Consider the following 13328-nt stretch of genomic DNA (forward strand, 5'->3'; position numbering starts at 1 on the left):
GATTCTGTCTTCACTTCACTGCACCTCCAGTAATACCGGAGATGATCCGCTTCTGCGCCACTGCAAAAACAGCCAGCAAAGGTATACTCATCACAATAATATAGGCAAAAATCAAATGCCAATTGTTCAAATGCAAGCCGGCACTAGCAACGTTGTACAAGTTCAGCGGCAAGGTATCGACGTTGCCGGACAGAATGAACAACGCGTAGAACACATCGTTCCAGATGTAGAGCACCAGCAAGATCGTTGCAGCTGCCATTGTTGGGCCAAGTAGTGGGAAAACAATAGTGAAGAAGATCCTCAATGGCTTAGCTCCATCCAATCGTGCCGATTCCTCGAGTGAAATAGGAATCGTACGGATGAATCCAGTAACAAAGAAGATAACGGTAGATAGGTAAATGCCCACGTACACGCAGATCATGCCAATCACCGTACCGGACATACCGATCATCTTCAGCAGCATCATCACAGTCACTACAGCAGGAGGCAGAATCAGACCGGAAATGCACAGCGAATAGACCACTGCCATTGGTTTGGTAGCACGGCGTGCCAAGATCCACGAAGCCATGGAGCCAAAAATCAATGACAACAATACTGACGGCACAGTGACGATTAAGCTACCAAAAAACGCCGGTATCATCTCGCCTTGGGTGATTACCGTTTTCACGTTATCCCAAAAATGCCATTCAGTTGGAAGGCTCAATGACAATTGCAGAGCTTCAGACTGGTTTTTCGCCGCAGTGATGAACAACAAGTAGAACGGAAGTCCCAGACTGACGACCACCAAGACCACCAGTACAATCACATGCACAACTTTGCGCCAGCCCGCAGTCTTTGCACGAAATCGTGTGGCATCCTGCTTCGCAGTCGCGCCATATGTAGCCATCGTCATAGTATTTTCGCCTCTCTTCTACGCAGGTACCAGATAACAGGCACAGCCATGAGCATGACGACAATGAACAGCACGAGGCTCATCGTCGTAGACTGCGAATACAGTCCCTGTCCGAAGGTTCGCCAGACAAACAAATTGAAGATTTCCGTAGATCCACCGGGGCCACCAGCCGTGGTCGCTTGAACCGTATCGAAGCCGTTCATAGATCCCAACAGTGAAGTTGCTACGTTGAACGTCATAGCCGGAGCCAACAGCGGGAACTTGATCTTCCAAAATACTTGCCAGCTGTTTGCACCATCAATAGCGGCTGCTTCCAACACATCTTGATCAATGGTTTTCAAGCCCGCTAAGTAGATGATCATCGCTAGGCCAGCCCACTTCCAACCTTGAATAGCGGACACGATAACGATTGACCACGTAGTGCTACCCAACCAGGCAATATCGATGGTGTATCCAGCGATCGCGCTGAGTACCTGATCCAATGCGCCGCCCGATTGAAGAATTGCCTGCCACACGTAACCAACTGCGAGCGCCGACATGAGCACAGGAACGAAGAAAAGCACTCTTGCGATTCTGTTAGGGAGGGTATCTTCTTCAAGAAACACTGCGAGGATGAGTCCGAACGAGTTCTGGAAGAATGCCACACATATTGCGAATATCAGCGTTGTGCGCAGATCTCTGACAAGGGTACCGTTCCGAAAAAGATCAACGAAATTGTCAAAGCCATTAAACGATATCGTCTGGCTGAACGCTGACCAATTCGTAAAGGCATAAACGAAATTAAGAATCGTGGGAAGAAAGAAGAAGATAGCAAGAATCGCGCAGGCCGGCAGCAGAAACCATGAGGGATAGGTCTGACGCATCAGACCGATGCGATTCCTGGCACCATCATCACGTTTAGCCATGAATCTTTCCTTTCTCTATTGCATATCGAACCGGGTGCGACCGGGATGTCTATCGGCCGCACCCGTCTTGCGTTGTTAGAAGCCCTTAGCGCCTTGCGCCTTAGCTACTTGACTGAACTGGTCCTGCGTAACGGATGCCACCTCTTCAGGTGTCATCGTGCCGTTGACCATGTTGGCAAGATTGATATACAGGTCAGGGTTAGCAATAGCGAGCATCTGCATTGAGCCGACGCTGTTGGAGATGGCGTCAGTAGCGTCCAGAATTGCTTGCGGTACGGTGGATGGGCTGTCTACTGCCTTCATGATGGAAGGCAGGTTTTGATCAGTGATGAAGTCTTCATATCCATCAGTAACCAAGTAGTTCATGAACTGACGTGCCGCAGATTCACGCTTGGCATCTCCGGTCTTGAATGCGATCATGCCACCACTGGTATCTGGCACTAGCGTGGAGATTGTTCCGTCCTTGGAGATGGGGAAATAGCCGATAGTGTCGTTCAACGTATCGATATTGTTGTCTGCCATCGCCTGGATAGCAGTGAACTGGCTACGATTGCCAAAGATAATGCCGGTCTTACCGTCCAGTAGAGCCTGCTCCTGATCAGTATCTTTAGCCGATCCAGCATTTGCGTTATACAACCCCTGCTTAAACAGATCGTTGTAATTATTAATAGCTTCCATGATGGTGGAGTCAGTGAATTTCTCTTTGTTCTCATTCACTCGATCCCACAGGCCATCTTTTGCAGCCTCAGCGAGCTGAACTTGTACAGCCCACTGTGTGCCCCACTGCGAGCCACCCATTTCATAAAGCGGAGAGACTAATCCATCAATGCCAGCTGCCTTAATCTTCTCAGCATCAGCAACCAGTTCGTCCCAATTCTGCGGCATAGAGTCAATACCTGCCGCTTCAAAGACATGCTTGTTGTAGTACGCTCCGATCACTGATGGAGAGGAGAACAGCAATGCATAGCGTTTGCCGTTATATTTGCCTGCGATATCACCTAACCCATCTTTGTAAGCGCTCTCGAACGGCGCATTATCGAGTGCCTGCAGTTTACCCTGCGATACGAAGCCAGCGAGCATAGACGTTGTAGGCTGCCAAAGTGCCAGATCAGGCATATCTCCAGTGGTTACCTTTGTCTGCACATTGTTCTCATAGCTGTCCGGAATGGTTTCGGTGTTAACCGTTGCACCCGTGAGCTTTTCGAATCCTTCGATCGCCTTGTTTAAATAGTTCTTTTCACTAGCACCTGTCCACAACGTCAGTGTCACACCGTCTAGTGAAGTACTTACTTCAGGCCAATACCCAGCAGCAGACGTATCGGTATTGTCGGTTGAAGCCGCAGGATTGGAGCAACCTGCAAGCAACATTGATGAGGCTCCGATCACAGCTACAGCGCGAATAAGACTATTCACGGTTTTCTTTTGCATGGGTTTTCCTTTCTTCATTGCTTCGATGCCACATCGCATCGAAGCGATTCCTTTTTTCCATTGATGGGATGAATAATCATTGGTGACATTGCGTTTCACTGCTGCGTGTAGCGCAATGCAAAAACTCGAGCAGACAACATGTGCTGCGGAATATGCAGATCAAGCGTGTATTCGTCTGCATTCCAATTCCAGGACCAGGTGCAATCTGTCGATTGCTCCGCAGGGAACAAGAGTTCAACGGCTACGTGTTTTCCTGCAAGCTGTGGCATTGGCAATCGAATCTGATCTGTATCGCTATTTCGTGCCCATACGGTAACGAAACACACGTCGTTGTCTTGCATTCCTAACGCAATATGCTGATCGGTCCATCGCGGCAGCCCTAGTGGCCAAAATGGCACGCTCTGTGTCAAATGCGGGAGGATGTGCTCACGATAGGCACCAATCGATTCACGGACTAAAGCATTTTGCCAGTCTGAGAAACGATTCACGTAACCCGACAGGTAGTATCGTCCCAACATGGTGTTGGCAAGCGCAAATGCAAACTGTTCAACGTCCATATCATGCTCTGGATATGCCCAGTTGCCGCATTGTTCAGGAAGCATCATCATGGGAGCAGCAGCAGCGATGACTGGATACAGCTGATAATCCTGCTGATCGGATGTAGACAGCAAATCAAAGCGTGATGATTGCACGAAATCACTGCGCATAGCTCCAGATGAGCAGCTTTCTAGCAGCAGATCCGGGTGCCGCGCTCGCAGATCATCGATCCAATCCGCATATGCTCGATTGTGCTCAAGCAAACCATCGCCAGCACTGTGCGCGTTTGCTGTGGTACCTGGACCTGGACGAACGTTGAAGTCGAACTTGAAATATCCGATACCGAACTGTTCAATGAGCCTATCCACAGTGCTATCAACGTGGGCTCGCGCTGCCGGATGGCGAAGATCAAGCATATAGCGCTGTTGCTCAACTTCACGCATGCCATCATGCAGGAAAAATGCTTCATCCGGTAACTTATCTGCCACCGGACTGTACATTCCGATAGATTCAGGCTCAAGCCATAAGCCAGGAACCATACCAGCATCCCGAATTGCATCGGTCACTTCAGACAGACCATTGGGGAAACGAGTCGTTGAAGGCTGCCATTCACCTACAGACGGCCACCAGAAACCAGTGTCGTCATACCAGCCGCAATCAATGCAGAATACGTCAGCACCAGTAGTGGAGGCAGCCTTGATAAGCGGCAATAATTTATCCGTTGTCGGGTCGCCATTCAACGTATTCATATAATCGTTGAATACTACTTTTGGCTTATCAAGATCACCGTGCCAAAGGTGAGTCACTCTGCGATACCGAGTCAATTCACCAATCACATCGCGTACTGTGTGACCGCAAGTGAACGATACTGGCACGCTCGTGAAGCTTTCACCGTGTTGTACCGTTTTTCCCCATCCATGATCAATCCATGTGGGGCCTGAAGCGGCGATGTACCCGTCGGCAAGATTCTCGCCAACCTCCCATCGCCACGCACCATTGTGCTCAATCTGAAAAGCCCAAGCAATATGTGCCTCATCCGAGTACACAATGCCTACAGGCATGGAGGTTCCTGTAGAGAATGTTCCGTCAGAGGTGACCATATAGGCACCTTCCGGATCGCGGTTTGCCATTGCCGAGTTCAGGTACGGGCATGCTTCACGGATTGGAATCACACTCCAACGCCCTTCACCGAGCCATTCTGCTGAACCTTTCATGATGTTCCATGAGTCGAATGCCGGTGAAGCATGCTCTTGATCCGTTTCAGCCTTGGCGTCAGCCTGACGATGTCCAAAAGAAGTTGCGAACGGTACTACGCTTTCGAGGACTAGGGGTTGCTGTCCAAGATTGGTCACGGTAACTTCGCAGCGGCAAACTGTCGTGTGCTGAGGCAACGTAAGTGAGAGTTTAGCTTCGACACCATCAGGATCATTCGCCAACGTAATGCAGAGTTGTTCCGTTCCATCATCACTTGTGGTGCGCGATGACGATACGAATCGCAGTCCTTCACCTAGTGATGTTTGGATTAATCGGCTGCTGCTGAGCAAATGTCCGCTGCCACGCCCCGCAGCAAGAATCTCAACCATATTGACTTCATACGGGATGCAAACTGTTTCATCATCAACAGTGATCGACGATAAACGCAATGGCGTTTGACCACTGTATTCAAACGACAGCTGGCAACGCGTATTTCCCCATTGAATAGTTTGAGGCATAGTTGCTCCTTGAAAGCAGAGGGAGACGGTTGAGTCAGAAGATATACAGCACCATCGCAGATCAACTGACAGAAACCGGTTACGTATTTAACGAAAAGAAATCTGACTTGGTTTATTTTTCAAAGGCTTCATTGCTTTTCATGGTTTAAATATATAACGAAACCGGTTACGTGTCAATTTGAAAACAGCTTTTCTAAATCAGAAATTTAAAAGCTCGTAGAGTGTGGTGCGTCAATCCATGAATCAGAAAGCATAAACGTTCTATCAAGCAGCACAACGCAAATAGCGCTGCACGCAATTACTGGTGCGTGCAGCGCTATTTGTTGAGATCATCATGCCAAAACTAGCTGGCAGCGCGAATGTGCAGCCGGCGGTATTGGGAGGGGGTCATGCCGGTTTCGTCGAAGAAGCGGCGGTTGAAGTTGGAGGCGTTCGAGTAGCCGCTTGCCTGTTGTACTGCTGAAATAGGCATATTGGTGCAAGTAAGGAGTCGGCATGCGCGCCCGACGCGTAGACGCCGTACAAAATCTGAAAAACCAATGCCTGCAGCGCGTTTAAAAAAGCGCGAGAATGTGGAAGCACTCATGGAGGCAGCACTCGCAGCATCTTGCAAACTGATATCGCTATCCAAATGTGCCGCAATATATTCAATCGCCGCGTTCACACCACTCTCAGCCCCCACTACAGCGGAGGGATCATATTCAGGCGTGACCACCGTGCTCCATTGATCATTCGGCGCCTGCTCAAACACTGAGAAAATCTCTATCAGATCAGCCGCACGGCGTGACGGAGCATGGTTCCCCATGGCTTCAAGCAACGCTCCCGCCTGTCGCGCAGCCTCGCCAGAGAGCACCAACGCATGCCCGGCACGTCTCATTACCTGTTCAAAACCAGCAGTTTCCGGAAACACTGCCATCAGCGAGCGAATAGTTTGCGGGCGCACATGGCACAATACGTCACGGTGAGGGAGCCGCTCGCCTGGCATGCTATCTGAAATCCAATTGTGCGGCAGATTAGAGCCGATCATTGCCACATGGCCAGGTTCGAATGGCACCAGACCATCGCCTGCCATTAACTGGCCAGTTCCCTCGCGAATAAGATGAATTTCCATCTGCGGATGGTAATGCCATTTGGCCAGCGGATGCGGATAGCCGTGGCGGGACCAGCGAATGCTTGATTGTGCGTCAGGCACAATCACTTCAAGCGTGCCTGGATCAGCGAGAACAGGCGCATCAGATCGCCGCATAGTCATCGCAGCCTCCCCTGTTGCACCATATTCATGCAGGCACATCATTGCACCCTTTCTCTATTCTTCTCGGCAGCAGCGACGATCTGAACGCTCACATAACGAGCACAGCACAAAGCAGCACGGTATAGTAACGCCCCACGGCGCCTGAATCGATAACACAATCGCACAGAACGCACATGGGGCGCTGTATAGGCGTGGAATATCGCGGAAATCCAGCCTATGATTATCACCTACTGCATATCGTTTTAGCGATGATCAACAGTGATCTGCAGTTTAATATCGCCGGGGCGCCCCTCATCCATACGGTCAAACGCAGCCTTGGCATCATCCATCGCATACGTGTCGGTAATGAACGGCTTGAGGTCAAGTCGCCCTCCAGCCACAAGATCGATAGCTTTCTGGTACACGTTGGCATAGCGGAAAATGTTTTCAATGCGCACTTCAGTCGCCTGCAGTTCAGTGATATCAATCGGCACAGGATCGACTGGAATACCAACGATTACCGCACAGCCGCCCGGAGCAATGAGCTTCCAGAACGTCTCATACGCCTTCGGCGCGCCAGAGCATTCGAATGCTACGTCAGCACCCCACCCGCCGGTTTCTTCACGAACGCGTTCAACAAGATCCTCGCGCGTCAGATCCACGGGAACAATGCCCGGAATACGACCGATAATGTCCAATTTGATCGCAGAAACGTCAGAGACGATCACCTTGGCAGCACCTCCAGCGAGCGCAGCAGATGCGGTGAGCATGCCGACGGTACCAGATCCGGTAACTACGCAAATATCACCAGGCTTAATGCGCGCTTTCGTAGCAGCCCACATGCCTACAGCAGCCGGCTCCAACAGCGCACCCTCGCCAAAGCTCATAGAATCTGGCAGATGGTAGGTGAATGCCGCAGGGTGAATAACTTCCTCGCACAGGCAGCCGTCGATCGGCGGCGTGGCAAAAAATCGTACCGACGGGTCCACGTTATACATACCCAGACGGCTTGCGCGCGAGGTCATATCAGGAATACCAGGCTCAAGCGCTACACGATCACCCGGCTTGAAATCAGTGACTCCTTCGCCAACTTCGAGCACGGTTCCGGCGACTTCATGACCGAGAATCATCGGCTGTTCGACGACATATTTGCCGACTCGACCATGCGTGTAGTAGTGCAAGTCGGATCCGCATACGCCAACAGTATGCGGCGCGATACGCAGCTCTCCAGGACCGGGCGCTGGCACATCCGGTACTTCGCGCACATTAATCACGCCTTTACGTTCGAGCACTACTGCTTTCATGAGGAACTCCTTTGTTCACTGTTCCAAACCGATGAATCGAGCCCACCGATCAATTTCCTTGCGCACCGTGTTGCAGTGCGGTCGTAATATCATTCTCACTGATGTATTTCGGCGTTTTCCCCGTATCAACCGTCAAGAATTGATACTTTTTTGCAGCGAGATCGCCCACGCGGCTGCCCCATATCAACGCAAAAGCCGCTTTCCATGCGTATTTCGAGGGTGCACGCAGCCTAATCACACCCGCACAGCGTCAAACTGTTGACTTGCGTTATACGAAAAATGTCGTATCATATTTTCTACAACGTTGTAGAAATTACGAAGTCTTCAGACGTTGCAAATAAAAGAAGTTATCATACAGCCAACCTCACTATTCGATCTTTCATCTACAACGTTGTAGATAGAGGAATGCAAAGGAGCAGAACCATGAGGAGCCTCAAAAGCATCGCAGCAGCGACTCTTACCGTCGCCACAGCGCTGTCACTTACCGCCTGCGGCACAACCAGCAACAAAGCCAGCAACAGCGGCACCTCAGACAAGCCCGTCACCCTCGAAATGTGGGCTTGGGAGCCTACCTACACCGACGTAGCCAAAAAGTTCGAAGCAGAAAACCCCAATATCACCATCAACATCACCAACGCAGGCAACGGCACCAAGCAGTATCAAGCGTTGAATAACGCGATCTCTGCAGGCTCCGGCATCCCCGACATTGCCCAAATCGAATACCGAGCAGTCCCCCAATTCGCACTATCGGGCGCACTGAAAGACCTTTCTGAATTCGGCGCGAACGACTACAAGGACTTCTACACCGCGAGCGCTTGGAATTCCGTCAATATTAACGGCGGCGTGTACGCACTGCCCGTAGACGCAGGCCCAATGGCCTTGTTCTACAACAAAGAAATCTTCGACAAGGCTGGCGTTACCGAAATCCCCACCACGCTAGACGAGTATTACGAAGCCGCCAAGAAGATTCACGCCCTTGGCGACGACTATTACATTACCTTTGATGGCGGCACCTCCAACCCTGTGGAAGTGATGCTCTGGGCTGTTGGCGCGCACCCCTTCGCTGTAGACGGCAACAAGGTCACGATCGACGTGGATGGCAATGAGCAGATGAACGAGTTCATTGACTTGTGGCAGCGCATGATTGATGAGCATCTCGTCAACACTAAGACCGCACAATGGTCTGACGATTGGAGCCACGCGCTCAACGATGGCCGCATCGCCTCGCTGATGACTGGCGCTTGGATGGGTTCCATGCTTGACGATAACGCTCCAGACGGTGCAGGCAAGTGGCGAGTAGCTCCAATGCCAGTGCTTGACGCCAGCAATCCAACCAATGGCGAAGATGGCGGTTCTACGCTCGGTATTTTCGCAGCAAGCGACAAGGCCGAAGCCGCATTCAAGTTCATCGATTACCTCACGCACACCAAGGAAGGTATTAAGACGCGTGTTGACCAGGGTCAGTTCCCTGCTGACAAGGCCACGCTGACAGATTCCTCGTTCTTGGAGCGCACTGACTCGTACTTTGGCGATCAGAAGATCAATGAAGTGCTTGCTAAGGCTCCTGACACTGTTGACACTGAATGGCAATTCCTGCCGTACAACGTCTATGCTGACACGATTTACGGCGATACTGCCGGCCGTGCAGCACGCGGCGAAACCACCGTGAAGCAAGGCGTTACCGATTGGCTGAACGAACTGGTTTCGTACGGTAGCACGCAAGGCTTCGAGGTCAGCAAGAAGTAACACCGCACAACATAACAACCACAAATGGCGTCACGGTGTCATCGTGGCGCCATTTGTGTGAAAACACACGCATATTGCAATCGCGTACAGTGCAATCGCACGCGTCGCAATCGCCAGACCGGCACATCGCCACCAACCAAAGGAACAATCCCATGACGGCAGCAATTAATCACATCCTGTTCGGCGCAGCATACTACGACGAATACATGCCTTATGACCGACTGGATAAGGACATCGCCATGATGAAGGCAGCGCACATGAATGTTGTGCGCATTGCTGAATCCACATGGAGCACGATGGAACCTCAGCCAGGCACGTTCGATTTTTCGCATATCGACCGTGTGCTCGACGCCATGCATAACGCCGGCATCAGCGTTATCGTCGGTACACCTACGTATGCCGTGCCTTCATGGCTGGTTGCCGCCGATCCGGACGTTCTTGCGCGCACGCATCGCGGAGAAGGTCATTATGGCCCGCGCCAAATCATGGATATCACTAACAAAACCTATCTATTCCATGCTGAAAAGGCCATCCGCGCGCTGATCGAGCATGTTGCCGAGCACCCTGCTGTTATCGGCTATCAAGTAGATAACGAAACTAAGCACTATGATTCTGTCTCGCGCACGATGCAGCAGGCATTCGTTCGCCATCTACGCGAGCGTTTTAACGATGATCTTGACGCGCTGAATCGAGCTTTTGGATTGGACTACTGGTCGAATCGCATTAATGCGTGGGAGGATTTTCCTGACGTTACTCATACGATTAACGGCTCGCTGGCGGGCGCATTTGACACGTTCCGCCGGCACGTTGCTGCGGATTTTCTTGGATGGCAGGCAGGCATTGTGCGCGAATATGCGCGCGATGATCAATTCGTCACACAGAATTTCGATCTTGAGTGGCGCGGATACTCGTTTGGCTTGCAGCAATGGACTGACATGTTCCGCGCGGCATCGTATCTCGACATCGCCGGTATTGATATTTATCATCCGACTGAATCCGAGCTCACCGGCCGAGAAATCGCGTTCGGTTCAGACCTCACTCGTTCACTCAAAGGCGGCAACAACTACTTACTGTTGGAGACGCAGGCGCAGGGGCAGAACGGCTGGCTACCCTACCCCGGCCAGCTGCGCTTGCAAGGATATTCGCATCTTGCCAATGGCTCTGATTCGGTGATGTACTGGCATTGGCATTCACTGCATAATTCGTATGAGACGTATTGGCGCGGCGTATTGTCGCAGGATTTTGAGCCAAATCCCACCTACCAAGAGGCGGCTACTCTCGGTGCCGAACTGGAAGCAATCTCCAGTGACATCGTGAATCTCACGAAGCACAATCGCATCGCAATTATGGTCAGTCACGAAGCATTGACTACGCTCGCCCGCTTCACTATCGAAACAGGCTTCCCTGATCCAGATGTGCATAATCATCATCAAGTATTGCGCGGATACAATGACGTGCTGCGTTGGATATACGATGCGCTGTTCGATCTTAATATTGAATGCGATTTCGTCACCACAAGCGCGGATGCGGATACGCTCGCCCGCTATGACGCGATTATCACGCCTGCGCTCTACGTAACCGACGAATCATGCATCACTCGACTGCGCGAGTATGTTGCCCACGGCGGTCATCTCATCTCCACGTTTAAGTCGTTCTTCACCAACGAGTCGGTGAAAGTATGGACTGACCAGCAGCCGCATCAGCTCACCGACGTTTTTGGCATGCATTACAGCCAGTTCACACGGCCACGCAATGTGGATGTGCGATTTGCGCCAGACTCGCTTGCTGACAGCACTACAAATACTGCGCACGCCGATTTGTTTATGGAATTGCTCAATGCCAACGATTGCGAAGTGCTTGCCGCCTATGATCACCCCGCGTGGAAGGATTACGCCGCGGTTACCGCACACCAGTTTGGTTCAGGCAAAGCGTGGTGGATTGGAACCATGTTCGATGCAGCAACACTTCGATCGCTGCTGAGTGCAATATTCAAAGAAATTGGCTTGTGGGCTTGGCCGCAGGAGCTTGCTGGCAGATTGACGGTGCGGCGGGGCGTTAACGAGCAGGGTGCTGATATTACGTATCTGCTGAATTACAGCGATCAGCCTGTTGCGATCAACTCCCCTGTTGAAGGGCTTGATTTGCTCGCTTATGCGCATCAAGAACCCAAGAGCACAATTCATCAGCATGATTCGCTGACCGTAGACCCGTGGGGCGTCATGATTATCCGCTCCTAACCGGCGAGCGCGAGCGCAATCCTGCTCATTACGCAGGAAGTGTAGATCGCCGCTCCAATAGTTGGAAGCCGGATGTGTACACATTCGGCGCCGAATCTTGGCCGTTGATGCGCTTAATCAGTGCATCAACGGCCATTGTTGCATATTCATCAATATGCGGATCGATAGTAGTGAGCGGCGGAGTACTGAACTCACCATCAGGAATATTGTCAAAACCGCACACTTGAACGTCTTGCGGCACGCGAATGCCGGATTTATCCAATGTGGAGATTGCGCCGATCGCCACTGCATCATTGACGCACAACAGTGCATCTGGCAGATCCCCGCGTTGAATCAAATCAAATGCTGCTGCCGAACCACCAAGTCCAGTCATACGGTCGCAGGGCATGATGTACTTCCAATTCACCGTGCCACCGCATGATCGTACTGCTTGAATAAAGCCTTGCAAGCGCAATGCAGCGTTGCCTTCTACTGCGGTGAGTATCGCGGATTCGCGCTCGCTATCGTTCGCATACCGATCGGAAAACAACTCGCTTGGCGCACCAATGAATCCAATAGTTTTCGCATCATGGCCAAGCAGCCACATTGTCGCTGTACGCGCAGCATCAGCGTTGGGCATAGTCACTACGTCATACCGGTTTTGTGCTGAGTAATCACTAATCAGCACTACGGGGTGATCCTGCCGGAACAGCGGTGAGTCTACGTCTAATGGCTCTTCATAGAGCAGTGCCCAACCATCCGCGTTAATACGCCGGCTGCTGGCAGCAAATTCCTCGCGTGAGGCTGCGTCTTTGCCGTAAATACTCACGATTACCGCGTATCCGCGAGCGCGCGCGACTCGCGTGATAGCGTTCGCAAGATGGCCTTCGAACGGCTGGTCAAAATCAGAAACGCCGAGCCCAATAATGCCAGTGCGGCCGGTTTTCAGCGCTCGTGCAGATCGATTGACGCGGTATCCTAGGCGGTCAATTGCATCTTTGACGCGGTCTTTGGTTTCCGCGCGCATTTGATCATCATTGCCATTGATGACGTTGGATACTGTTTTGAATGAGACGCCAGCTTCTCTGGCAACATCTTTGATCGTGACATTGTTACCAGTCATGAGCGGACATCCTTTGTATACAAAGCGAGGAGAAACTCCTTTTATTGTACGAACCACTCTAGGAATAGAGGGTGTCGCTCATGGGCATATGCATAGATAACCCCTAGATATGCATGATGGCCGCCGGACAATAAGGGGAAGAAACCGGCGGCCAAGTACTGTACAAGTGCACATGAGCTGTGTAGCGCGGTAGTCAATCGCTCATGTGCATCAGATCGGCGGATAAGGCAAGTG

General features: G+C 51.4%; 10 protein-coding genes. 2 read left to right on the forward strand and 8 right to left on the reverse strand.

Annotated elements, in window-relative coordinates:
- Positions 1–10: 10 nt before the first annotated feature.
- The 7 genes from D2E25_RS07350 to D2E25_RS07380 form a co-directional block, all read right to left on the reverse strand.
- On the reverse strand, positions 11–892 hold the full coding sequence (locus tag D2E25_RS07350) for a carbohydrate ABC transporter permease (RefSeq protein ID WP_125981362.1): 882 nt from the start codon (positions 890–892) through the stop codon (positions 11–13).
- On the reverse strand, positions 889–1797 hold the full coding sequence (locus D2E25_RS07355; RefSeq protein ID WP_241217088.1) for a carbohydrate ABC transporter permease: 909 nt from the start codon (positions 1795–1797) through the stop codon (positions 889–891). Before D2E25_RS07355 ends, D2E25_RS07350 begins: the two co-directional genes overlap by 4 nt.
- 75 nt (positions 1798–1872) lie before the next feature.
- Positions 1873–3225, reverse strand: coding sequence for an ABC transporter substrate-binding protein (locus D2E25_RS07360; RefSeq protein WP_125981364.1), 1353 nt, complete (start codon positions 3223–3225; stop codon positions 1873–1875).
- 95 nt (positions 3226–3320) lie between these two features.
- Complete coding sequence (locus D2E25_RS07365) at positions 3321–5474, reverse strand: glycoside hydrolase family 36 protein (RefSeq protein WP_241217089.1); 2154 nt, start codon at positions 5472–5474, stop codon at positions 3321–3323.
- Positions 5475–5817: 343 nt separating this feature from the next.
- Complete coding sequence (locus tag D2E25_RS07370; RefSeq protein WP_206430754.1) at positions 5818–6726, reverse strand: AraC family transcriptional regulator; 909 nt, start codon at positions 6724–6726, stop codon at positions 5818–5820.
- A 242-nt stretch (positions 6727–6968) separates the two neighbouring features.
- A complete protein-coding gene (locus D2E25_RS07375; protein WP_125981368.1) occupies positions 6969–8009 on the reverse strand; it encodes an NAD(P)-dependent alcohol dehydrogenase in 1041 nt (346 codons plus the stop codon).
- Positions 8010–8058: 49 nt separating this feature from the next.
- The gene (locus D2E25_RS07380; RefSeq protein WP_125981370.1) at positions 8059–8247 is read right to left on the reverse strand and encodes a hypothetical protein; all 189 of its coding nucleotides are present in this window, start codon (positions 8245–8247) and stop codon (positions 8059–8061) included.
- Between the two features lie 185 nt (positions 8248–8432).
- Between D2E25_RS07380 and D2E25_RS07385 the strand changes: the two genes are divergently transcribed.
- Positions 8433–9755: an ABC transporter substrate-binding protein gene (locus tag D2E25_RS07385; protein WP_241217091.1), complete on the forward strand. Its 1323-nt coding sequence runs from the start codon at positions 8433–8435 to the stop codon at positions 9753–9755.
- Between the two features lie 152 nt (positions 9756–9907).
- Positions 9908–11992, forward strand: coding sequence for a beta-galactosidase (locus D2E25_RS07390; RefSeq protein ID WP_125981374.1), 2085 nt, complete (start codon positions 9908–9910; stop codon positions 11990–11992).
- 28 nt (positions 11993–12020) lie between these two features.
- Here D2E25_RS07390 and D2E25_RS07395 read toward each other — a convergent pair whose 3' ends face one another.
- A complete protein-coding gene (locus tag D2E25_RS07395; protein WP_125981377.1) occupies positions 12021–13094 on the reverse strand; it encodes a LacI family DNA-binding transcriptional regulator in 1074 nt (357 codons plus the stop codon).
- Positions 13095–13328: the final 234 nt, after the last annotated feature.

The sequence above is a fragment of the Bifidobacterium goeldii genome (assembly GCF_003951095.1).
GTDB classification, from domain to species: domain Bacteria; phylum Actinomycetota; class Actinomycetes; order Actinomycetales; family Bifidobacteriaceae; genus Bifidobacterium; species Bifidobacterium goeldii.

Bases quoted from the DNA above. Each gene is read 5' to 3' on its own strand.
- D2E25_RS07350 (WP_125981362.1), bottom strand. From the start codon at position 892: ATGACGATGGCTACATATGGCGCGACTGCGAAGCAGGATGCCACACGA.
- D2E25_RS07355 (WP_241217088.1), bottom strand. From the start codon at position 1,797: ATGGCTAAACGTGATGATGGTGCCAGGAATCGCATCGGTCTGATGCGT.
- D2E25_RS07360 (WP_125981364.1), bottom strand. From the start codon at position 3,225: ATGCAAAAGAAAACCGTGAATAGTCTTATTCGCGCTGTAGCTGTGATC.
- D2E25_RS07365 (WP_241217089.1), bottom strand. From the start codon at position 5,474: ATGCCTCAAACTATTCAATGGGGAAATACGCGTTGCCAGCTGTCGTTT.
- D2E25_RS07370 (WP_206430754.1), bottom strand. From the start codon at position 6,726: ATGACTATGCGGCGATCTGATGCGCCTGTTCTCGCTGATCCAGGCACG.
- D2E25_RS07375 (WP_125981368.1), bottom strand. From the start codon at position 8,009: ATGAAAGCAGTAGTGCTCGAACGTAAAGGCGTGATTAATGTGCGCGAA.
- D2E25_RS07385 (WP_241217091.1), top strand. From the start codon at position 8,433: ATGAGGAGCCTCAAAAGCATCGCAGCAGCGACTCTTACCGTCGCCACA.
- D2E25_RS07390 (WP_125981374.1), top strand. From the start codon at position 9,908: ATGACGGCAGCAATTAATCACATCCTGTTCGGCGCAGCATACTACGAC.
- D2E25_RS07395 (WP_125981377.1), bottom strand. From the start codon at position 13,094: ATGACTGGTAACAATGTCACGATCAAAGATGTTGCCAGAGAAGCTGGC.